The organism is Streptomyces axinellae, assembly GCF_039532135.1.
GTDB classification, from domain to species: Bacteria; Actinomycetota; Actinomycetes; order Streptomycetales; family Streptomycetaceae; genus Streptomyces; species Streptomyces axinellae.
Map to the genome: position 1 here is coordinate 1 of NZ_BAAARJ010000021.1, position 19530 is coordinate 19530.

25 protein-coding genes and 2 pseudogenes are annotated in these 19530 nt (G+C 71.6%); 7 read left to right on the plus strand and 20 right to left on the minus strand.

All coding sequences use genetic code 11. The features are described from left to right. The 4 genes and pseudogenes from ABD339_RS33890 to ABD339_RS27095 form a co-directional block, all read right to left on the minus strand. A partial coding sequence (locus ABD339_RS33890) for a putative T7SS-secreted protein (protein WP_425576110.1) occupies positions 1–184 on the minus strand: 184 nt, incomplete at its 3' end. Further along, the gene (locus ABD339_RS27085; RefSeq protein WP_344569583.1) at positions 184–804 is read right to left on the minus strand and encodes a hypothetical protein; all 621 of its coding nucleotides are present in this window, start codon (positions 802–804) and stop codon (positions 184–186) included. The genes ABD339_RS33890 and ABD339_RS27085, both read right to left, overlap by 1 nt. Positions 805–836: 32 nt before the next feature. Beyond that, positions 837–1235, minus strand: a complete 399-nt coding sequence (locus ABD339_RS27090) for a hypothetical protein (RefSeq protein ID WP_344569587.1) — start codon at positions 1233–1235, stop codon at positions 837–839. A gap of 114 nt (positions 1236–1349) precedes the next feature. Beyond that, positions 1350–1872: pseudogene (locus ABD339_RS27095) on the minus strand (ATP-binding protein). A gap of 148 nt (positions 1873–2020) precedes the next feature. On the opposite strand from ABD339_RS27095, the pseudogene ABD339_RS27100 reads away from it, so the two are divergent. Next, positions 2021–2863: pseudogene (locus ABD339_RS27100) on the plus strand (helix-turn-helix domain-containing protein). After that, positions 2860–3066: a DUF397 domain-containing protein gene (locus ABD339_RS27105; RefSeq protein ID WP_344569589.1), complete on the plus strand. Its 207-nt coding sequence runs from the start codon at positions 2860–2862 to the stop codon at positions 3064–3066. The pseudogene ABD339_RS27100 and the gene ABD339_RS27105 overlap by 4 nt, the downstream one beginning before the upstream one ends. 68 nt (positions 3067–3134) lie before the next feature. Here the strand turns inward: ABD339_RS27105 and ABD339_RS27110 are convergent, their stop codons facing one another. The 12 genes from ABD339_RS27110 to ABD339_RS27165 all read right to left on the minus strand — a co-directional run bounded on the left by ABD339_RS27110 (position 3135) and on the right by ABD339_RS27165 (position 10586). Then, positions 3135–3506: a DUF6479 family protein gene (locus ABD339_RS27110; RefSeq protein WP_344569591.1), complete on the minus strand. Its 372-nt coding sequence runs from the start codon at positions 3504–3506 to the stop codon at positions 3135–3137. A 184-nt stretch (positions 3507–3690) separates the two neighbouring features. Continuing rightward, positions 3691–4566 carry an MgtC/SapB family protein gene (locus tag ABD339_RS27115; RefSeq protein WP_344569592.1) on the minus strand — a complete coding sequence of 292 codons (876 nt, stop codon included), beginning with the start codon at positions 4564–4566 and terminating at the stop codon, positions 3691–3693. A gap of 9 nt (positions 4567–4575) precedes the next feature. Then, positions 4576–4860, minus strand: coding sequence for a gas vesicle protein K (locus ABD339_RS27120; protein ID WP_344569593.1), 285 nt, complete (start codon positions 4858–4860; stop codon positions 4576–4578). Next, a complete protein-coding gene (locus tag ABD339_RS27125; RefSeq protein ID WP_344569787.1) occupies positions 4857–5042 on the minus strand; it encodes a gas vesicle protein in 186 nt (61 codons plus the stop codon). Before ABD339_RS27125 ends, ABD339_RS27120 begins: the two co-directional genes overlap by 4 nt. 62 nt (positions 5043–5104) lie before the next feature. Further along, positions 5105–6172: a GvpL/GvpF family gas vesicle protein gene (locus ABD339_RS27130; protein ID WP_344569595.1), complete on the minus strand. Its 1068-nt coding sequence runs from the start codon at positions 6170–6172 to the stop codon at positions 5105–5107. Next, on the minus strand, positions 6150–6479 hold the full coding sequence (locus ABD339_RS27135; RefSeq protein WP_344569597.1) for a gas vesicle protein: 330 nt from the start codon (positions 6477–6479) through the stop codon (positions 6150–6152). The genes ABD339_RS27130 and ABD339_RS27135 overlap by 23 nt, the downstream gene beginning before the upstream one ends. Further along, positions 6476–7729, minus strand: coding sequence for an SRPBCC family protein (locus ABD339_RS27140; protein WP_425576111.1), 1254 nt, complete (start codon positions 7727–7729; stop codon positions 6476–6478). Before ABD339_RS27140 ends, ABD339_RS27135 begins: the two co-directional genes overlap by 4 nt. Continuing rightward, positions 7722–8483, minus strand: coding sequence for a DNA primase (locus ABD339_RS27145; protein ID WP_344569599.1), 762 nt, complete (start codon positions 8481–8483; stop codon positions 7722–7724). Before ABD339_RS27145 ends, ABD339_RS27140 begins: the two co-directional genes overlap by 8 nt. Further along, positions 8480–8716 carry a gas vesicle protein GvpG gene (locus tag ABD339_RS27150; RefSeq protein WP_344569601.1) on the minus strand — a complete coding sequence of 79 codons (237 nt, stop codon included), beginning with the start codon at positions 8714–8716 and terminating at the stop codon, positions 8480–8482. The genes ABD339_RS27145 and ABD339_RS27150 overlap by 4 nt, the downstream gene beginning before the upstream one ends. 12 nt (positions 8717–8728) lie before the next feature. Then, positions 8729–9487: a GvpL/GvpF family gas vesicle protein gene (locus ABD339_RS27155; protein ID WP_344569603.1), complete on the minus strand. Its 759-nt coding sequence runs from the start codon at positions 9485–9487 to the stop codon at positions 8729–8731. Then, positions 9484–9894: a gas vesicle structural protein GvpA gene (locus ABD339_RS27160; protein ID WP_344569605.1), complete on the minus strand. Its 411-nt coding sequence runs from the start codon at positions 9892–9894 to the stop codon at positions 9484–9486. The genes ABD339_RS27155 and ABD339_RS27160 overlap by 4 nt, the downstream gene beginning before the upstream one ends. 191 nt (positions 9895–10085) lie before the next feature. Then, positions 10086–10586 carry a hemerythrin domain-containing protein gene (locus ABD339_RS27165; protein ID WP_344569607.1) on the minus strand — a complete coding sequence of 167 codons (501 nt, stop codon included), beginning with the start codon at positions 10584–10586 and terminating at the stop codon, positions 10086–10088. Positions 10587–10686: 100 nt separating this feature from the next. Between ABD339_RS27165 and ABD339_RS27170 the strand changes: the two genes are divergently transcribed. Then, on the plus strand, positions 10687–10929 hold the full coding sequence (locus ABD339_RS27170; protein ID WP_344569608.1) for a hypothetical protein: 243 nt from the start codon (positions 10687–10689) through the stop codon (positions 10927–10929). Positions 10930–11057: 128 nt separating this feature from the next. Here ABD339_RS27170 and ABD339_RS27175 read toward each other — a convergent pair whose 3' ends face one another. Next, positions 11058–11354, minus strand: a complete 297-nt coding sequence (locus ABD339_RS27175; protein WP_344569610.1) for a GlsB/YeaQ/YmgE family stress response membrane protein — start codon at positions 11352–11354, stop codon at positions 11058–11060. A gap of 143 nt (positions 11355–11497) precedes the next feature. Between ABD339_RS27175 and ABD339_RS27180 the strand changes: the two genes are divergently transcribed. After that, positions 11498–12067 (plus strand): gas vesicle protein GvpO, encoded by a 570-nt coding sequence (locus tag ABD339_RS27180; RefSeq protein ID WP_344569612.1) that lies wholly within the window; start codon positions 11498–11500, stop codon positions 12065–12067. A 168-nt stretch (positions 12068–12235) separates the two neighbouring features. Here ABD339_RS27180 and ABD339_RS27185 read toward each other — a convergent pair whose 3' ends face one another. Continuing rightward, positions 12236–14158 (minus strand): PP2C family protein-serine/threonine phosphatase, encoded by a 1923-nt coding sequence (locus ABD339_RS27185; RefSeq protein WP_344569614.1) that lies wholly within the window; start codon positions 14156–14158, stop codon positions 12236–12238. Positions 14159–14310: 152 nt separating this feature from the next. On the opposite strand from ABD339_RS27185, the gene ABD339_RS27190 reads away from it, so the two are divergent. Then, positions 14311–14688 (plus strand): RNA-binding S4 domain-containing protein, encoded by a 378-nt coding sequence (locus ABD339_RS27190; protein WP_344569616.1) that lies wholly within the window; start codon positions 14311–14313, stop codon positions 14686–14688. A 42-nt stretch (positions 14689–14730) separates the two neighbouring features. Here the strand turns inward: ABD339_RS27190 and ABD339_RS27195 are convergent, their stop codons facing one another. Beyond that, positions 14731–15435, minus strand: coding sequence for a response regulator (locus ABD339_RS27195; protein WP_344569618.1), 705 nt, complete (start codon positions 15433–15435; stop codon positions 14731–14733). Between the two features lie 215 nt (positions 15436–15650). Here ABD339_RS27195 and ABD339_RS27200 point away from each other — a divergent pair, with 215 nt between their 5' ends. Both ABD339_RS27200 and ABD339_RS27205 read left to right on the plus strand, forming a co-directional pair. Continuing rightward, on the plus strand, positions 15651–17453 hold the full coding sequence (locus ABD339_RS27200; RefSeq protein WP_344569620.1) for a GAF domain-containing sensor histidine kinase: 1803 nt from the start codon (positions 15651–15653) through the stop codon (positions 17451–17453). A gap of 206 nt (positions 17454–17659) precedes the next feature. Beyond that, positions 17660–18763, plus strand: coding sequence for a sulfotransferase family protein (locus ABD339_RS27205; RefSeq protein WP_344569622.1), 1104 nt, complete (start codon positions 17660–17662; stop codon positions 18761–18763). Positions 18764–18852: 89 nt separating this feature from the next. Here the strand turns inward: ABD339_RS27205 and ABD339_RS27210 are convergent, their stop codons facing one another. Continuing rightward, positions 18853–19431 (minus strand): universal stress protein, encoded by a 579-nt coding sequence (locus ABD339_RS27210; protein WP_344569624.1) that lies wholly within the window; start codon positions 19429–19431, stop codon positions 18853–18855. Positions 19432–19530 lie beyond the last annotated feature (99 nt).

The window sequence follows — 19530 nt, forward strand, 5'->3', positions numbered from 1 at the left end:
CACCCAGATAATTCGCCGCCGAACGCGACTTGTCCCGCGTCCAGTCCGCCCCGCTCTCCCACCCCACATCATCCAGCCGGTCCGCCGACCAATTACCGAACCCCTCAACACCATCCCCCACCGCCTCGGTGAGGTCCTCCGCCTTGTCCTCCACCACATCCGGAACAAAATCCCGCCACCCCATCAGCCCTGGCCCCCCTCACGCTGCGCACGCTCTTCCGGTGACGGTCCGAAAAGCTTTTCCTGCTGGGCGGCGATCTCCTCATCGCTCACACCCGTCGCCCCCTGCGCCAAGTCCATGTACATGCCCCCGCGGCCCTTGGACGTCAGCTCCCGCCCCGTATCCTGCCAGTCCTGCTTGATGTCATGACCGGCCTTCTCCCATGATTCCCCGCTCCAGTCCGGCGCATCGGGCTTCACGATGTCGCCCCACCCCTGCCGGACGATCTCCTCCTCCGAAGCATGTGGATTGCCCGTCAGCAACAGTGAATTCGCCGCGATCTTCATCGTCCCCGCCGCGTACTGATCCTCCTCGTACGCCATCCCCGCCGAGAGCCCCAGTTTCTGCGCCAGCGCATTCGCGTTCTGCACCAACGCCCGCACCCCCCACTCCCACTTCTCGCAGAAGTCCTCGAAATCGCCGGCCAGCCCCGCATGCCCCGCCTCCATCCCCGACAGAGCCAGCCCCTCGAACCCCGCGCCCTGCAATGAAGATGTCGCCGAACTCCCCGACTCCTTCAACTCACCAATCGCACCCTTGAGCCCTTTCTCCACCAACTCCAGGGACTCCTTGTCCCAATGCACCCCATCAACGTTCTTTCCCCCGCCCCCGCCCATCAGGCAGCCCCCCACTCGCCCGCGTCCACAGCCACCCTGTCCGGCACGATCCCCACCACCGGCGGGAACAGCATCGAACTGTCCTCATCGGCCACATCCACCGCCACACCCGTCGGCTCCTCCTGCGCCGGCACCACCGCGTCCAGCAGCCGCGCCCCCAACACCGCGGCGTACTCCCACGGCCGACCAGGATCCCCACCCCGCAACACCGCGAACCGCCCCAGCGCCCCCTCGTCCGTGAACGCGAAAATCCACCGGACTCCGCCGAAAACGCCCGACATCAGCTGGTCCTCACCGACCGTCGGCACCAGCACCGCCGTACGACGCAACTCACCCACCAGCGCCCCCGGGTCTCCCACTCCCGCTCGCATCGCCGCGATCTCCCCCGGAAGGTCCATCCCCAGCCCACCCCATTCATCCCCGTCAGGCCATTTGACCCGAAACTTCCGCCCCGTTCGGCGAGACTCTGACCAGGAACAACCGTAAACACGTTTGCGCCTGATCACGCAACGTCAAGAAGAATGCCCGTTGATGAGGCAACGGGCCCAGACGGTCTTGCCCGGGGTCGGCGGGGTACGGGGCCGGACGCCCCAGGATGTCGCCAACGCGGCGACCAGCACCAGCCCCGCCCCGACTCCTCGTCCGGGCCGGGCGCGCCGGGCGCGACCAAGGGCGGAGTGGCCTCGCCCCGGGTGTCGGTCACCTCGACGAGCACGTACTCCGGTTCGAGTGCGTACTCCGGTTCGAGTGTGTACTCCGGATCCGGCTACGACAGCGGTTCCGGGCACGACAGCGCCAGTTCGAAGTCGCGTCCCGGCACATGGCCGTGCACCACGGCGTTCGCGGCGAGTTCCGCGACGACGGCCGCGACGTTCTCGGAAGGCCCGCTGCCGTACCGGATGCCCCGGTCGTCCAGCTGGTGCAGGCGAGCAGGCGCGCCAGACGGGCTCCACGCGGGGTGGCCGAGAAGCGCTGTACGAACATACGCTCGGTGACGGTGGGTCGCGTACGCGGACATGATCGAGGCTGATACATGGGCGCACGCTTTCGCGCACGCGTAGGACCGCACCAGATCATCAGCCCCTACGCCAGCGGGCGTAGGGGCTCGGAAGGTAGACAGTGTGGTCAATGAGCCGTATCCCTGCGTGAGTTGGGGAGTTCCCCTCTGCACGGAGGTGGCTGCATTGACCGACCGCAACGAGGGCCAGGAGCCCGGACCGAACCGGAGCGCTCCGACAGCCTCAAAATCTTCGGCGCCCTCGTCCAGGCGTTCCGCAAACGGGCCGGGCTGACGCAAGAGCAGTGGGCGGACAAGTCCGGATACTCGCTCAGCACCTGCGCCGCGATCGAGCAGGGGCGCCGCTTTCCGCCCCGGCGCTTCATCGAGCGCGCGGAGGAGGTGCTGGACGCCTTCGGGGCGCTGAAGGCGGCTGCGGCACCTGTCCCGGCGGCCGGGGCTGGCCTCCTGGTTCCGCGAGTGGGCGGACTTGGAGCAGCGGGCACTGAGCCTGTACACGTACGAGTGCCGGGTCGTCCCGGGGCTGTTGCAGACGGAGGCGTACGCGCGGGGCCCTGATCCACGAAATGCCTCCGCTGCCGCCCCAGGACGAGATCGAGAATCTGGTGACCGATCGCCTGGACCGACAGGAACTGCTCCACCGAACGCAGCCGGTCACACTCAGTTTCATCATCGAGCAAGCAGTCCTAGAGCGGCGCACGGGAGGCGACGTGGTCACGCGAGAGCTGTTGGATCACCTGATCGCTTGCGCCGAGTTGCACAACCTGGGACTCCAGGTCATGCCCTTGCGCCAGCCTGAACACGCTGGCTCAGCGGGGCCGTTCAGCCTGTTGGAGACCAATGAACACCAGTGGTTCGGCTACGTCGAAGGGCAGGAGACCGGCCAACTGGTATCAGATGAAGCAGCCCTCAGTCGTTTCCACATGCGGTATGCAAAACTTCGTTCCCAGGCTCTGACTCCGGCAGATTCCCTGAGCCCTGCTGAAGCGAATGCGCGGAGCGTTATGAGCAACCAGGCCCACCTGAACTGGTTCAAAAGCAGCTACAGCAGCGCCCAAGGCGACAACTGCGTCGAGGTCGCCACCACCCCCGCCCGCATCCACGTACGCGACTCCAAAGACACCAGCGTCCCCGCCCTGGTCCTACCGCCCACAGCCTGGACCACCTTCATCGCTCACGCTCACGCGCACGCGCACATCGCTCAGCGCTGAGCGGGCAGCGTTCGGCCCCGGCGCGAGGGGCCCGCACCGGGGCCTGCTCGGAGGCCGGGCCGAACGGGTCAGCCGAGGCCGCCGCTGCCGAAGGAGCCGCTCTTGCCGGGCTCCCACTTCTTGCGGCGCGGGGGCTCGCCCGGGTGGCTTTCGCGGTCGCCCTGGTCGTGGACTCCCACGTGGGGGAGGCGACGCTCGCCGTCATGCGGCATCTCGTCGGGCTCGCGGTTCTCCATGATCTCGTCCGTCGCCCCCTCGTCCGGCAGGTGCGGCTGAGAGTCGGGCTCCGGGGGCTCCGGCTCCCGGTTGCGTATCCGGATGCCCAGCCAGACCGCCGTGATCAGCGCCGCGACGATGATGATGCCGATGACGAACGGTGCGATGCCCACCAGGAAGTCGCGGGCCGCGAGGTCGGCGGCCAGGATGACGTCCATGTTCATGTGCTCAGCCCCTTCGGCGCGCGGTGTCACTCCACGGGGTTTCCGTCCTTGCGCGGGGAAAACCCCGTGCGCACATCCCGCATATCCCGTCTATCCCGCACAGCCCCCGCGTCCCGGGCTGCCAGGGCATCGGTCACACGGTGTCGGGTGGCCGATCCGGAGCGTGTCGGCGTGCCGTAGGTGCTCAGTCCCTGGTGGAGGCGGCCTCGCGGCCGTTGACGGCGAGCATCCCGGGGATGCTCATCAGCTCCGCCACCAGTTCGGGCACCGAGCCGCGCCCCGCGAGCGCGAGCGTGAGCTGTATCCGCCGCCGCTCAGGGCTCCGCCGCTCGGTGCGCTGCTGTTCAGGCCGCCGCTGCCCCGTTCCCGGGGCGTCCTCGGACCGGCCGTCGGCCTCGCCCGGGCCCGCCGCCTCGCTCCAGTCGGCAGCCTCCGGACGTGCCTCGTGCGGCATGCCCTCCTCCAGGTGCGCCGACGACTCCCCGGCCTGGTGTGCGGCATCGGTCTCGGTGATGGCGAAGCCGTGCTCCGTACACCGGGCCAGCGCTTGCCGCAGCACGCCGCGCCCCTCCTCGTAGGTGAGCAGCAGCCGGCCGGGGTCGCCCTCGGGGAGGTGTTCCCCGAGCTTGGTGAAGCCCCAGACGGTGAGGAAGTGCATGGCCACCACCGCGACGGCCAGCAGGGGCAGGCCCGCGCCGCAGGCCATGCCGACGGCGGCGGAGACCCACACGATGGCGGCCGTGGTGAGCCCGCGCACCACGTCGCGGCGCAGGAAGATGACGCCGCCGCCGAGGAAGCCGACGCCGGAGACGACCTGCGCCGCGATACGGGACGGGTCGAAGGAGACGTCCTCCATGCCCATCAGGTCGGCGAAGCCGTACTTGCTGACGAGCATGAAGAGCGCGGCCCCGAGCCCCACGAGCGCGTGGGTGCGCAGGCCCGCGCTCTTGCGCCTGGCCCGTCTCTCCAGGCCGATGAGCGAGGTCAGGACGAAGGCCAGGGCGAGGTCCGCGAGTTGCGGCCAGCCCTGGCCCAGCGAGGAGTAGAACGCGTCGGGCATCGGAAAGCTCTATGCACTCCGGTCGGTGGGCAGAAGGGATCCCAGCGGTCCGAGGTCCAGGTTCAGGTCCTCGGGTGTCAGCCCGAAGCGCTCGCGGAGGAGTTCCATCCGGTCCTCCAGCAGCATGAGGGTCATGCCGATCCGCTCCTCCTGGTCCTCGGTGAGGTCCCCGACCTCGACTCGGCGCAGGGCCTGCCGCTCCACGAGCTGCCGCAGCAGTTCGACGATGGTCAGCACCAGCGCCGCGAGATCGCGCTCCACCGTATCCGGGTCGAAGTCCAGACGGCGTGTCACAGGGGCTCCCCTCCTTCCCAGGGTGAGGGCATGTGCTCGTTGACCGAGGCGATGAGGGCGCGCAGGTCGATCCGTACGAGATCGACGTCGGCGATGCCGAGGGTGAGGCTGCCGGTGACCACAACTCCCGTGCCCAGCAGCCGGTCCAGCAGATCGACGAGGGAGACCTCGCGCCGCGCCAGCGGCTCCTGCGTGTCGTAGGAGGTGACGTGGCGCGGCGCGCGGAACTCCGGCTGAACGGCACTCACCGTGCCGCTCCCTCCGCCGGTTCTCCGGCCCCTTCCGGCGTGGGTTCGGCGAGGCGTTCGAGGCCGGAGGCCCGGTCCTTGGCCTCACGGCCTGGGCTCTGAGCCTCACGGCCTGGGTCCCGATCCTCGCGGCCCGGGTCCTGCTCCCGCGCCCGTTCCCGGCCCCGGCCGTGGCCATTGCGGTCCGCGCTGTCGCGGTCCGCCGCCGCGAAGGAGTACGGCGCCCACGGGCCGGTCAGCTCGACGCGGACGGTGGGGTCGTGCGCGCCGAGTTGTTCGACGCGGGAGACGAAATCCGCCGAGTCCTCCCGGGGCACGAGGTACGCGGCGTTGAGGAGGTTCTGGCCCGGCGCCTGGGAGAGCTTCGGGTTCTGCGGGGGGTGGACCCGCACCTCCTCCGCCTGTGCGGTGAGCGCGGAGTGGAGGCTGCGGCCGAGCTGTTCGGCCTCGTTCAGGGCGTTCTCACGCTCGGTGACCTGGTGCCGGCGGCGGCGCAGGTAGTCGCGTCCGCTTGTCGGCCCCATCCGCCCGCCACTCCCCCGCGCGCCCTTCGGGGCAGGGACGGCGGCAGACGCGGCGGAGGCGGAGGCGGGCGCGGTCGCAGCGGTGGCGACGGGTGACTCGGGGGCGCTCGCGTAGACCTTCACTCCCCACTCGACGCGGCCCTCCAGCCGCCTGAGAGTCGCCTCGAACCCCTCCCGCCCCTCCGCCAGGGCTCGCCGTACGCCGTCCTCGTCGCGGTAGACGGTGGCCAGGCGCAGCGGGAGCGGGCAGGTGAGGCCGGTGAGCGCGTCGACGACCGCCTGGTGGGCGCGTGCGGTGTCCGCGAGCCAGTCGAGGTCTTCCAGGTGGGCGCGCAGCGGCTCCTCGGAGAAGTCGGCTTCCGGGACCAGACTCACCACGGCCGTCAGCCCCGCGTGCTCGACGGTGAAGGGCCCGCTGCCGACCACGCCGCGCAGATCGGCGGGCAACGGCGCGTCCAGGGGCGCGGTCACGGCGTAGACGTAGCACAGCGATGCCTCGGTGTCGCCGCTTCTGGTGTCACCGCTCGTGGCGCTGTTCATGAGAGCTGCCCTCCAGTTCGGCGATGCGGTTGCGCAGGTGCTCGTTCTCCGCGTTCAGTTCGCGGTGCCGGGCGTTGGAGCTGAGGGCGGGATCGGACTCCCACCAGTCGATGCCCATCTCCTTGGCCTTGTCGACGGAGGCGACGATCAGGCGGAGTTTGATGGTGAGCAGCTCGATATCGAGCAGGTTGATCTTGATGTCACCGGCGATGACGACGCCCTTGTCCAGGACGCGTTCGAGGATGTCGGCGAGGTTGGACCCGCCCCCGCCCCCGTACTGGTCGGGGAGCCTGCTGGGCATGGTCATCGGCGCCCACCCGCCTCGGCGTACTCCTCCTCCGGCTCCTCCGGCTCCAATTCGTCCTCGGGCTCGTCCTCTGGCTCGTCTTCGGGCCCGTCCTCTTCCTCTTCCTCTTCCTCTTCCTCGTCGGACCCGTCCGGCTCCTCGGACCCGTCCGGCTCCTCGATGAGCTCCGCGTCCTCGATGTACTCGTCATCGTCGTCGTCATCGGCCGTGTCGTCGGCCTCGGCCTCGGGCTCCTCGTCGGGGCCGTCCTCGGACTCGTCGCCGGACTCGCCGTCGGACTCGCCGTCGAACCCCTCGTCGGCGTCCTCTTCGTCGCGGGCCTCGCCGGCCTCCGCCGACTCGTCGTCGCCCTCTTCCGCTTCCTCGGCGAGCGCGTCCTCGTGGGTGGTCACGACCTCGCCGTCGCGGATCTCGCCGCGCCAGCCGTCGTCGGCCTCGCCCTTCATCGAGATGTGCCGCGCGAAGTGCTTGAGGTCCAGGCGTGCCCGGCGACCCTGCGCGCGCCATATGTTGCCGGTCTTCTCGAACAGGCCCTTCGGGTAGTACTCGATGACGAGCACCACGCGGGTGAGGGCGGGGGCCAGCTCGTGAAAGGTCACCACGCCCTTGGTGCTGCCCTTGGCACCCTCGGACGTCCATGAAATGCGCTGGTCGGGGATCTGTTCCGTGGTGCTGGCCGTCCAACTGCGACTGGACCAGAAGATCTTCAGCTTCCAGTCCGAGCTGGTGTCGTCGGAAACGGTGACGTCCTGGACGCCCTTGGCGAAGGAGCTGAAGTCCTGGAACTGCGTCCACTGGTCGTACGCGTCCCGCAGGGGCACGCCCACGTCCACGTGCTCCAGGATGACGACCGGCTTCTTGCCGCCGCCCTTCCGCTTTCCGCCGCCCCCGCCGCCGCTCTGGAAGGCACCCTTGACACCCTCCACCGCCTTGTCCTTCAGCTGCGAGGCGCCGGCTTCCAGGGCCCCGCGCACGGGGCCCTTGCCCTCGACGACCTTGCGTCCGCTTTCCAGCGCGAGCTTGGCGAAGCCCGGGCTGCGGCCCTCGGCGACGTCGGTGAGCTTGCCGGTGGTCCTGCCGAGCTTGCGGCCCACTCCGACGAGCAGCTTCTCGGCCTCGGCCATGGCGAAGTCCCGTGCCACCGACTTGAGTCGGTCCGCCGCTTCGGAGTCGAGCCCGCCCAGTATCTTGCCGTGGCCGCTGTCACTGGCGTTACCGCCGCCGCTGCCGTTGCTGTTGGCGTCAGCCATTGTCCCGGCCTCCCTTCGCACCGGCCGTCCTCGCCGTCGATCGCGTGCTCGTGGCGGACGACGACTTCGACGAGGAGGCCGACTTGGCGGCGGCCTTCTTGGCGGGGCGCTTGGCCTGCCCGCCCCCGGCCCGCTTGCCGTCGGAGGACGTACGCGCGGAGGAGGTACGGGCGGCCGCCTTCGGCGCCTTGGTGGACTTGGTGCCCTCGGTGGACTTGGTGGATTTGGTGCCCTCGGTGGACTTGGTGGACTTCACCGTCTTCGCGGGCTTCGCCGCGGAGGCGGCCCCGCGCTTGGCGGACCCGGCCGCACCGCGCGCCGTCCCGGTGGCCTTCCCAGCGGTCCCAGCGGTCCCAGCGGCCTCAGCATTGCCGTCGGCGGCGGCCTCGGCGGTGTCCCGCACCGAGTCCTTGGCCTCCGCCGCCTTCTCACCGGCGCCCGAGAGCTGGTCGCGCACATCGAGGGTGCGCTCGTGCAGACGGTCGGCCAGCGCGTTGACCTGGCGGTTGACCAGGGCGCCTGTCGCCGCCCGGCCCGTGCCGCGAAGGTCCTCGCGCAGCTGGTCGCCCAGCTCCTTGAACTGCGGGTTCTTGGTGAGCTGTTCGGAAGCGAAGGACGCGAGGGCGCGCGGGCTCAACTGCAGCCGCTTGCCGGCCACCATTGTGGCGATGGCGAAGGCGAATTTGGCCTTTTTCGTGCGGCCGAGGACATAGCCTCCGCCGACCGCCAGCGCCATGGTCAGTCTGTTGTTCATGTCCATGGGTTCCTGTTCTCCAGCCGGGCGAGAAGCTCGTCCTCGCGCCGGTCGAATTCGTCCTCGTCGATCTCGCCGTCGAGCAGTTTCTGCTCCAGTGCGGCGAGTTCACGCTGGACCGTGGAGGGGTCGCGGTACTGCCGTTCCGCCTCCGCCTGGACCTGGCGCAGCACCCAGGCGGTGCCTCGGAAGGGTGCGGCGGGCAGCAGCAGCAATTCGCTGATAAGCCCCATGAGATGTACCCGTCAGCCTGCTGCGAAGCCGTCGGCGCCCGCCGTCGCGCCGGTCTTCTCCACGAAGCTGTACGGCGGCAGCGGGCCGCTGACCCGCAGATCGAGTTGGGGTTCGGAGGTGCCCAGCTCCTCGACGGCGGCCAGCAGTTCGCCGGCGGATTCCCGGTCGATGAGGAAGGACAGGTTGGCCAGCCAGCCGCTGCTGTCGGGGCCCTCGCTGATGTCGGCGGCGAACGGCTCCAGCGCCCTGCGCAAGGTGGCGCCGTCAACGGCTTCCCTGGCCTGGACGGCGTTGGCGACCATTTCGCCAAGCCGCAGCCGGTCTTCGTAACTGCCGCCGCCAGCAGCCCGGTTGGCCTCGCTGGCCGCCCGCAGGTCCGGCTGGTCGGCCATCACACGGTGCAGTACGGCTTCTTCGTCGTGGGCGGCCTTGATGTTGTACTCGACCTTGCCCTCCAGCGCCTCCAAGCGCTCGCGGAAGTGTTCCGCGCGCTCGGTGAGCACCGAGGTCACCGTCGCGTCGTCCTCGGAGACGCTGCCGAAGCGCATGGGCAGCACGGTCGCCTCGGTGCCCGCCTGGGCGAGCACCTGCTGATGCGCGAGCAGTTCCCTGCGCTTGGGCTTGAGGCCCTCGGGCGCGTCGCTGACGAGGGCCACCAGGCCGTCCGCCGACAGGGCGCGTACCTGCATGGGCGGGTCGCCCACGCCGGTCAGCCCGTCCGGGAGGACGGGGCCGGGGGTCCTGGCGATGCCGTAGACGTAGGTGCTCACTCCCGCTCCTCCTTCTTCCGTGTGCTGGCCCGCCGCCGGGTGCCTGATTCCTCGGACTCCTGACGGGCCTGCTTGTAGGCGTCGGACACGGTCTCGGCCGCGCCGGTCAGTGCGCCTTTGGTCTTGCCCTTGGCGCCGGACTCGGTGACCTGACCGACGAGGTCGGGCACGCCCGGGTCCTTGTTGCGACCGGATTCCAGGTCGAGGCGGTTGCACGCCTCGGCAAAGCGCAGATAGGTATCGACACTCGCCACGACGACCCGGATGTCGATCTTCAGGATCTCGATACCGACGAGGGAGACCCGTACGAACGCGTCGATGACGAGCCCCCTGTCGAGGACCAGTTCCAGTACGTCGTAGAGATTGCCGGTGCCGCCGCCTTGCTGCTGTGTCGGAGCGACAGTCATGAGGCAGTGCCTCCTTCGCTTCTCGTTGTTGCAGCTCTTGTTGTCGCAGCTCGCTTTGTCGCGGCTCGTCGAACGCGGCTTCGGGTAGCCGCCCGCTGTCCGGGCAAACCAGCCGCTTCGGCGGGCGCGCTGTCGGGGCGGGCTGCGGGGCGTCCGTCTCGTCGCGGTCCGGACTCGTGCCGGTCGGCCCGTTACGCCTCGCTGGTCAGCCAGTCGCGGAGGCGGTCCACGACGCCGGGGCCCGGGTCGAGGGCCTGGCGCTTCGCCTCTTGCGCGCCGGCTCCCAGCTCCAGGCGCTCGCCGCGGCTGAGGACCGCGCGGAGTTGGGGGAAGACCTCGTTCTCCTCGGACTCCATGTGGTTCTGGATCCAGCTCATCAGCGCGCTCATGTCCCGTTCGAAAGCGGGCGAGCGGGGGTCGGCGCCCACCAGCGACTCCAGCGTCCGCGCCACCTCGGCGCGGCGCGCGAGCGCTTCGGAGACGAGGCGCTCGCCGTCGGGCAGGCTGCGCAGGATCACCGGGTGCAGCCTGCGCTCCTCGGCCGCCGCGTGCCGTACCAGCCCGGCGACGAGCTGATCGGTCAGCAGCCTGCGGCGCTCGGGATCACGGGTGGCCTCATACGCGGCGAACAGGCGCTCGCACTCCCGGTGATCGTCCCTGAGCAGTTCCAGTACGTCCTGCCTGTGCGCCATCGCATCTCCCCGGTCCGCCGTCCCGGGCCCGGCCCGGCCGCCGTTTCGCGCTGCGGGGCGTGGGGACCCGTGTTTGAGTCGTATGTGGAGGTGATCGCTGGTGCCGAAGACCACAAGCACCGCGCACGACCAGAACAGCCCTCTGCGCGACGGCGGCTCCGTGCTCGTCTCGGGAACCGGGAGCCACGGTCGCCGGGGACGTCAGAACGAAACGGCGGACGCCGTGAGCCGTGGCAGCGCGAGCCGCGGCAGGGGGCGTGCGGACGGCCCGATGGACCACGGTCCGCGCCGTTCCGCCGACGAGAGCGGCCCCGAGTCGCACATCTTCCGCGGCGAGGACTGAGCCGAGGAGCCCTCCCGCCGAACGGGGACCGGTCCGAGGACCGGTCCCGTGCGCATCCTCGTGCACATCGGGTTCCGGACGAGTCTCCCGTGCGCAACCGGGTCCCGGACGAGACGCCGGGCACCCGCTCAGCGCCGTACCGGCCGGAACCGGTGCGGCAGCGTGACATGGTGCCGGGCCCGGTCCAGCGCGGCGACGCCGAGTGCCGCCAACGCCACCTGTACGCACAGCTGACCCCAGGCAGCGCCGTCTGTTCCGGTGAGGCCCAGGCCCCGGGCGATACCCAGGCCGCCGAGCGCCGCGCCGATACCGACGAGGAACGTCATCGGCAGCCCTATGCGCTGCCGTCCGGGCAGCACCACATGTCCCAGCGCCCCGATGAGGGTTCCCACGACCAGGGCGCTCAGGATGTCTGATAACTCCATTGGTTCTCTCCTTCCAGCCCCTCCCCGGTACCCGTGGCCCGGCGGTTCAGTCCGCTGTCCTCACGGGTTCGGGCCGGGCGGATCAGGGCACCCGGGCGGTTCGCCGAAGTCCCCCGCACCGGGGGAGAAGGAGGAGCGCCGAGATGAGCGAGCGCGAGTCGCACGGCACGAGTGCGACGCAGAAGCGGAAGCCGACGTCGCAGCGAGAATCGAAATCGGCGTCGGCGTCGGCGTCGAAGAGCACGGGCACGGGCGCGCGGAACGACACCTCGTCGGGCAGTGGCACCAGAACCGGCGACGGAACCGGAACCAGCACGGGGAGCGGCGCCAAGTCCCGTCAGCAGCCTGCCGAAAAGCCGGCGGAGCGGTCCGCCGGAAAGCCTGCCGAGCAGTCGGCTGACCAATCGGCTGAACAGCCTGCCGAGCAACCGGCCGAGCGGCCCGCTCCCAAAAAGCCGGGCGCGGCGCAGGTGCTGAGGTCGGCGCAGGACACGCTGGAGGCGCTCACCGGCCTGGAGAGCGAGTCGGTCTCCTCCGTCATCAGGGGCGACGACGGCGGCTGGACCCTGCATGTGGAGGTCGTGGAACTGCGTCGGCTGCCGGACAGCACCAGCATGCTCGGCTCGTACGAGGTGACGCTGGACGAGGACGGCGAGCTGACCGGCTACCGGCGACTGCGCCGCTATGAGCGCGGTAAGGCCGACCCGAAGTGAGCGGTCCGGAGGCCCGAGTGAGCGGTCCAGGGCTTCAGTTGACCCCCCACAGGCGCGGTGGCCCCGCACAGGCCGGGGAAGGGCCGGGGCCGGGCACGGGCCGGGAAAGTCCGTCATGACGGCAAGTCCCCCGTCGCCCCGTCACCGGGCGGGCTGCCGTGCCGGCCCTCACCGGGCCACGTGCAGCGCCAGGATCGTCGCGTCGTCCTCGGCCTCGGGACCCAGCAGCGTCTCCACCAGGCAGTCGGTCGCCGTCTGCGCGCCCTCCCCCCGGCAGGCGCAGTGCCGCACGGCGCTCAGCAGCGCCGCCACGCCCGCGTCGATGTCCATGCCTCTGCGCTCGATGACGCCGTCGGTGTAGATGAGCAGCAGGTCACCGGGGCGCAGTCGGGTGCTGTTGACCGGGTAGGCCGCCTCTGGGGTGACCCCGAACATCACCCCCTGTGCGGCGTTGAGCAGCGTCGGCTCGCCGTCGCGCACCAGGACCGGCGCGGGGTGCCCCGCGCTGGCCCAGCGCAGGACGCGGGTCTCCGGGTCGAGGTGGCCGAGGACGGCGGTGGCCGTGGTGTCGATCCCGGCGTAGTAGACGACCTCGCCCAGTGCCGCGGCCAGTTCGCCCGCGTCGCCGTCCGTGTAGGCGAGACCGGCCAGGGCCGAGCGCTGCTGCACGGCTCTGCTGGCGGCCTCCACGCCGTGTCCGGAGGCGTCGCCGACGGCCAGCAGCACGCGCCCGTCCGGCAGTTCCCGGCACTTGTACCAGTCGCCGCCGATCCCGGACTCGGAGGCCACATAGGCGGCGCTGACCGAGAGGCGGCGCGATGTGAGGGCGGCGAGGGGCGGGGTGAGTGCGCGCCGGAAGGTCTCGGACACGCGGCGTTCGGCCACTGCCTCCTGGCGCAGGCGCTCGGCGGCGCTGAGCGCGGTGCGCAGGCGTTCGTCCTGCTCGGTGATGTCCCGCGCGGCCACCAGCAGGGATTCGGGCGGGTTCGCGCCGGGCGGCTGGGCCGAGCCGAGCCAGCGCACCCGGCGGTCGCCGTCCCCGGCACGGCCCCGGCCCCCGTCCCGGCCCTCCGCACGGCCCCGCTCCCGGCCCTGCGCACGGCCCCCGTCCCGGGCACGGACGGTGACCTCCCGGCCCGAGATCTCGCCGCCCGCCAGGAGAGCGCGCATGTCCTCGGTGAAGCCGGGCACGTCGTCGGGCTCCAGCAGCCTGCCGACGGTCATAAAGTCGGCGGCGACGCTGCGGGCCGGGGCGACCGTCCGGGCCGCCCGGTCCACGCTTCGCGTATCGCCCGGCTCCACCCCCTCGGGCGGCGGCGCCGTGAGGCCCAGCAGCTCGCGCAGCCCCTGGGACCACTGCACCCGGCCGGTCACCAGGTCCCACTCGACCCAGCCCATGCGGCTGCTCTCCTGGATGCGGCGGCTGATCCGGGCCTCGCCGACCGGCTCCCAGTTGGTGAGCAGCAGCCCCTCGGTCGTCAGCGGGGAGACGGTGCCGCGCAGCCGGGCGCGCTGGAGCGTGCCGTCGATGACGTCCACGTAGTCGATGGTGTCGGTGCTGACGGGGCGGCCCTTGGCGAGGGCCGCGCGGTAGGCGTCGTACATCCCGCTCGTGCGGGCCCCGGGCCGGGTCTCGGACAGCGGGCGGCCCAGCAGGTCCGCGCCCGCGCGCTCCTGGCCGCTCAGCTCGAAGTGGTTGGCGGCGACGACGATGAAGTCGTGCACCGTGCCGTCGGGTGCGTAGTCGGGCCGCAGCACGGTCGAGCTGCCGCGCAGCACGCCCAGCACGTCGCGGATCCACGGCGGCAGGCCCGGCAGCGCGACAACCTCGCGGGGCGGGTCGGCGATGGTGTCGTCGTAGGCGAAGGGGCCGGTGCCGGAGCGCACGGACTCCCGCCCGGCGCCGGTCGCCGGGGCCGCTGCCGGGTGGTGCTCCGAACCCTCCGCGACGCGCTCGCGCGCCCGGAACCGGGCAAGCGCCGCGGTGCGCAGCGCCAGGCTGTCCAGCGCGCGCAGAGCATCGTCGAGCGCCGCCGCGCGCGTCTGCGCGGAGTCCTGGGGTCGCCCGGAGGTGGGGGCCGGAGAGTTCATATAGGGGCATTCTGGATCGGATGAGGGCTGCCCGCCGGGTGAGAGCCGCCGCCAGGGGCTGCCAGAGCGCCCGGCAGCCCCTGGCGGCGCCCGCCTTCTGACGGTCGGGCTCCGAGGCCCCGCAGGCGGGCGCCCTCGCCTACAGTCGAGGCATGACGGCAGACGAGGGATCGGTGCGGGTCGACAGCTGGATCTGGTCCGTGCGGCTGACGAAGACCCGCTCCCAGGCGGCGACGGCGGCGCGCGGCGGCCACGTCAAGGTCAACGGCGAGAGCGCCAAGGCGGCGCACCCCGTGCGGGTGGGCGACGAGGTACGCGTACGGCACGCGGGCCGCGAGCGGATCCTGGTCGTCCGCAAGCTGATCAAGAAGCGGGTGGGCGCCCCCGTGGCAGCCGAGTGCTACATCGACAACAGCCCGCCGCCCCCGCCCCGCGTCGAGATCCCGGTGATCGCCCAGCGCGAGCGCGGCGCCGGACGCCCCACCAAGCGCGAGCGGCGGGAGCTGGACCGGCTGCGCGAGGGCCGCTGAGTCACCCGACCGGCCCACCCGCCGCCGGGCGCGGGGAGGCGTTCAGCCCTCGGCTTCTTTGATGCGCTCGGCGATCACAGCGGCCTGCACCCGGCGGCCGACACCCAGCTTGGCGAGAATGGAGGAGATCCGGTTCTTGACGGTCTTCTCCGCGAGGAAGAGCCGCTCGCCGATCTGCCGGTTGGTCAGCCCCTCGCCGATGAGTTCCAGCACCTCCCGCTCGCGCGGTGAGAGACGGGCCAACTCCGGTGGCGCCGACTGGTGTTCGCGTGCCCGGATGCGCGACATGACCCGGGTCGTGGCGCGCGGGTCGAGGAGCGAGGTGCCCGCGGCGACCGTGCGGATCGCGGTGACCAGGTCGGCGCCCTTGATCTGCTTGAGTACATAGCCGGCCGCGCCCGCCATGATCGCGTCGAAGAGCGCCTCGTCGTCGTCGAAGGAGGTCAGCATCAGGCAGACCAGCTCCGGCATCCGGGCCCGCAGCTCGCGGCACACCTCGATGCCCGCCTGATCGCCGCCTGCGCCGGAGCCGCCGAGGCGGACGTCGAGTACGGCCACCTCGGGGCGGAGCGCGGGTGCGCGCGCGAGGGCCTGGCGCGCGTCGGCGGCCTCGCCCACGATCTCCATGTCGGACTCGGCCTCCAGCAGATCGCGCAGCCCTCTGCGCACCACCTCGTGGTCGTCGAGAAGGAAGACACGGATGGGGTGGCGGGGGGATGCGTCACCGCTGCTGTCAGGGTCCGGCACTGTGCCTCCTCAAAACACCCTCCAGACTGGAGGACGCGCGCTCCGCCGAGAAAGGGCCGTTCGGCACCTGTCCGGGCCCCGCTCGATCTCGCCGGGGGCGAGGCCGACCCTGCGTTGTCGCATGTGCCGCCGTCAACACCCCCTGTATGGGACGGTTTCGGTCGTAGAATGCGCACCTGGGCGCGAGTGTCGCCCGGCTGCCGTACGGAGGTCGCATGCCAGACTCTGCCGGCCACGGGCAACAGGGCCCCTGTCGGGGGGAGTTACCCCACTTCCGGCTGGACGAGCTGCTCGATGAGCTACAGACGCGGCTGGATGCCGCCCGCAGGACGCAGGACAGGATGCACAGTCTCCTGGAGGCCGTGCTCAGCGTCGGCCGGGAGCTGGATCTGGCGTATGTGCTGCGCCGGATCGTGGAGGCGGCCCTCGCCCTGACCAACGCGGAGTACGGGGCGCTGGGTGTGATCGGCGACCGGCAGCGGCTGGCGAACTTCCTGCCGGTCGGCATCTCGGACGAGCTGGCGGAGCAGATCGGCCCGCTGCCCTCGGGCCACGGCATCCTGGGCGAGCTGATCCGCCTCCCCGAGCCGCTGCGGCTGACGGACCTGACCGCGCATCCGGCCAGCCACGGTTTTCCGGCCAACCATCCGCCGATGCGCACGTTCCTGGGCGTGCCGGTGCGGGTGCGCGACGAGGTCTTCGGCAACCTCTACCTCACCGAGAAGCGCGGCGGTGCCGACTTCGACGCGGACGACGAGGCGGTCGTCACGACGCTGGCCGTCGCGGCGGGCGTCGCGGTGGACAATGCCCGTCTGTACGCGGAAAGCCGCCGCCGCGCCCAGTGGCTGGAGGCCCTCGGTGAGATCACCAGGTCGCTGCTGAGCGGCGCCTCCTCCGGCGAGGTGCTGCGGCTGATCGCCTGGGGGGCGCTGGAGGTCTCCCAGTCCGACTCGGCGTGTGTGCTGCTGCCCGAGCCGCTCACCGGGGCGCTGCGGGTGGATGTGGCGGTCGGGGAGCTGGCGAAGGAGATGACGGGGCTGGTCGTCGCCTACGACAACACGCTTCCGGGGCTGGCGGCGCGCACCGGGGAGTCCGCGGTGACGGCGGACATCATGAACGACCCGCGCACGCACGCCTTCCCCGGCGTCGAGAACGCGCACGGGCCGGCTGTCGCCGTGCCGCTGCTGGCGCAGAAGCACTCGCCGGGTGCGCTGCGGCTGAGCAGGCTGAAGGGCAGGACGCCCTTCGACGAGACGGAGGTGGCGCTGCTGTCCGACTTCGCGGCCCAGGCGGCGCTGGCGCTCGAACTGGCCCAGCACAGGGCCGAGTCGGAACAGCTCGCCCTGCTGCACGACCGCGACCGCATCGCCCGCGACCTGCACGACCTGGCGATCCAGCGGCTGTTCGCGACGGGCATGACACTCCAGAGCGCGGCGCGGCTCATCGACCGGCCCGAGGCGGCCGACCGGGTGGGGCGCGCGGTTGACGATCTCGACGAAACGATCAAGATCATCCGCTCGACCATCTTCGCGCTGCGCTCTTCCGACAACGGCCACGACCCCGTGGGCGCGAGCCTGCGCCGGACCATGGCCAAGGCCGTCGGCGACACGGCCGAACAGCTCGGCTTCACGCCCGCGCTGCGCCTGGAGGGCCCGGTGGACACGAACGTGCCGCCCGAGGCGGCCGGGCATGTGCGCGCGGTGCTCGGTGAGGCGCTGAGCAACATCGTGCGGCACGCGCACGCGCACCGCGTCGAGGTGACGCTGCAAGTGGACGACGAGATCACCTTGACGATCACCGACGACGGCGTGGGTATCGGCGGCAGCACGCACTCCGGCGGTCTGGACAACATGCGCTCCCGGGCCGAACTCCTCGGCGGCGGCCTCACGGTGAGCGACGGCGAGAGCCCCCCGCACGAGGATGCCCCACAGAGGCGGGCCGACGCGCCTCCCCTTGGCTCCCGGGGAACCCGCATCGTGTGGCGCGTTCCCCTTCCACTCGACCGCGACGAGGAGTAGCGCGGGGCATGTGACGAGAAGTAGCGCGAAGGCACACGGAGCACGCGGAGGCGGCCGACGGGCCGGGCCGCCGGCGCCGGTGCCGGACACGGGCGCGCCTGTCGCCGGAGAGTGCCGCGCGTTGTTGCGGCGGGGTGTCCGGCCCGTTTCCCGCGGGGAGACTGCGCCTGCGGGAGATCACGCCTTCGGGAGACCGCCGGCAGGCCATGACGCGCGGACGCGAAGAGGGGTACGGGATGGGCGAGGGATGCGGGACGGGTGTACGGACGGTGACCTTCGTCGTCGGCACGGGCCGCAGCGGTTCCACGGCGCTCTCCCGCGTACTGCGCGAGCACCCCGCCGTCCTGAGCCTCAATGAGCTGGGCGCCACCGCCATGCGGGATGCGACGCTGGGGGAGGAGCCGCTGTCGGGGCGGGAGTTCTGGGCGCTGGTGACCGAGCCCCACGAGATGTTCGACAACATGATCCGCAGCGGCGTGCCCCTGCCCGAGTTCCTCTACAACCGCTCCCCCGGCCGCTACGCGGCCGAGACGACCGGCATTCCCGCGCTCAGCCTCATGGTGCTGCCCCACCTCACCGACGACCCCGACGGGCTCCTCGACGCGCTGGCGCCGCGCGTCACCGGCTGGCCGGTGCGCCCCGGGCCCCGGCACTGGGAGGCGCTGTTCGAGGTGCTGGCCGAGTACGGGGGCGGCGCCTCGGCGGCCGTCGAGCGCTCGGGGTATTCGACGGGCAGCATCCCCTCGCTGCACCGGGCCTTCCCGCACGCTCGCTTCGTGCACCTCTTCCGTGACGGGCCCGACTGCGCGCTGTCCATGAGCCGCCATACCGGATTCCGCTTCATCACCCAGCTCCTGGAGATGACCGAACTCGCCGGCGTGGCCTCACCGTCCGAGCTGACCCCGGAGCAGGTGGCGGCGCTGCCGCCGCATCTGTCGGCGCTGCTGGCCGGGCGCTTCGACCCGGCGCTGGTCCTGGAGCGGTCTTTGCCGGTGACGCGTTTCGGCGCGCTGTGGTCGCGGCTGGTGGCCGAGGGCGTCGAGAACCTGAGCGTGGTGCCGGAGGAGGCGCGTACGACGCTGTCCTACGAGCGGCTGCTGGCGGCGCCGCACGCCGAACTCGCCCGGCTCGCCCGCTTCCTGGACGTGGAACCGCTGCCGGACTGGCTGGACACGGGTGCGGCGATGCTGGACGGCTCCCGGTGCGGCACGGCGCTGAGGCTCCCGCCCGCGGAACTGGCCGCGCTGCGCGAGAGCTGCGCCCCGGGCACGGCAGCGCTGCGCCAGGACGCCGCGGGGCAGCAGATGTGACGCCGGGGGTGTGCTGCCGGGGCTCCGCTGCGTCGGGCCGCGCCCGGTGGCCGCTTCCGCGCAGGTCCCTGGCCTGAAGGCTGCTGCCTTCAGGCGGTGGAACCGGCCAGGGAGAAGTCCTCCACCGTCACCCGGCGCAGGGCGCTCCGTACGCCCCGGGGCGTGTCGGGTGCGGGGACGGTGAGGACGGGGCAGGGAGGGTGGGCCAGTACGCGGCGCACCGTCGGGCCCGCCGGCCGGCGGCCACGCCCGGTGCCGCGGGAGCCCAGGACCAGCCGATCGCCCGACCGGTCGGCCGCCGCGCGCAGCGCCCGCCAGGGGAGGTCCCGTACGACGCGCTTGTGCACGCGGATTCCGGGCGGCGTGCCGCCGAACGCCTCCTCGAACGCGCGCTCAAGCCGGGCGTGCGCCACGCGCTGCCAGTGCCGCGCCCAGTCCCTGTCGGGCCGGCGCAGGTAGGCGCGCTCGCCCTCGGGCGGCGCCCAGGCGATGACGGCCAGCAGAGTGCCGCCGGTGCGGCGGGCTTCCCCGGCGGCCTCGCGCAGCGCGGCCAGGCTCGCCAGCGAGCCGCTCACGCCGACGACCAGGCGAGGGCGTTCCGGGCGGGGTTCGGCACAGCAGCCGTGCTCCTCCGGTCCGGTCTTGTCCATGCCTCCCGATGCGCTCACGGCGTCCCCTCTTCGCTCTCCGGTACGGGCCGGTGTGCCGACCCGTCATGAGCGTGCACCTGTATTGGTCCTGTCCGGTAGAGCCAATCCGGGGAAAGT

Excerpts from the sequence above, each read along its gene's own strand:
- ABD339_RS27090 (WP_344569587.1), bottom strand. The coding sequence starts at position 1,235 with ATGGACCTTCCGGGGGAGATCGCGGCGATGCGAGCGGGAGTGGGAGAC.
- ABD339_RS27105 (WP_344569589.1), top strand. The coding sequence starts at position 2,860 with ATGAGCAACCAGGCCCACCTGAACTGGTTCAAAAGCAGCTACAGCAGC.
- ABD339_RS27110 (WP_344569591.1), bottom strand. The coding sequence starts at position 3,506 with ATGAACATGGACGTCATCCTGGCCGCCGACCTCGCGGCCCGCGACTTC.
- ABD339_RS27115 (WP_344569592.1), bottom strand. The coding sequence starts at position 4,566 with ATGCCCGACGCGTTCTACTCCTCGCTGGGCCAGGGCTGGCCGCAACTC.
- ABD339_RS27130 (WP_344569595.1), bottom strand. The coding sequence starts at position 6,172 with ATGAACAGCGCCACGAGCGGTGACACCAGAAGCGGCGACACCGAGGCA.
- ABD339_RS27135 (WP_344569597.1), bottom strand. The coding sequence starts at position 6,479 with ATGACCATGCCCAGCAGGCTCCCCGACCAGTACGGGGGCGGGGGCGGG.
- ABD339_RS27140 (WP_425576111.1), bottom strand. The coding sequence starts at position 7,729 with ATGGCTGACGCCAACAGCAACGGCAGCGGCGGCGGTAACGCCAGTGAC.
- ABD339_RS27145 (WP_344569599.1), bottom strand. The coding sequence starts at position 8,483 with ATGAACAACAGACTGACCATGGCGCTGGCGGTCGGCGGAGGCTATGTC.
- ABD339_RS27150 (WP_344569601.1), bottom strand. The coding sequence starts at position 8,716 with ATGGGGCTTATCAGCGAATTGCTGCTGCTGCCCGCCGCACCCTTCCGA.
- ABD339_RS27160 (WP_344569605.1), bottom strand. The coding sequence starts at position 9,894 with ATGACTGTCGCTCCGACACAGCAGCAAGGCGGCGGCACCGGCAATCTC.
- ABD339_RS27165 (WP_344569607.1), bottom strand. The coding sequence starts at position 10,586 with ATGGCGCACAGGCAGGACGTACTGGAACTGCTCAGGGACGATCACCGG.
- ABD339_RS27175 (WP_344569610.1), bottom strand. The coding sequence starts at position 11,354 with ATGGAGTTATCAGACATCCTGAGCGCCCTGGTCGTGGGAACCCTCATC.
- ABD339_RS27180 (WP_344569612.1), top strand. The coding sequence starts at position 11,498 with ATGAGCGAGCGCGAGTCGCACGGCACGAGTGCGACGCAGAAGCGGAAG.
- ABD339_RS27185 (WP_344569614.1), bottom strand. The coding sequence starts at position 14,158 with ATGAACTCTCCGGCCCCCACCTCCGGGCGACCCCAGGACTCCGCGCAG.
- ABD339_RS27190 (WP_344569616.1), top strand. The coding sequence starts at position 14,311 with ATGACGGCAGACGAGGGATCGGTGCGGGTCGACAGCTGGATCTGGTCC.
- ABD339_RS27200 (WP_344569620.1), top strand. The coding sequence starts at position 15,651 with ATGCCAGACTCTGCCGGCCACGGGCAACAGGGCCCCTGTCGGGGGGAG.
- ABD339_RS27205 (WP_344569622.1), top strand. The coding sequence starts at position 17,660 with ATGACGCGCGGACGCGAAGAGGGGTACGGGATGGGCGAGGGATGCGGG.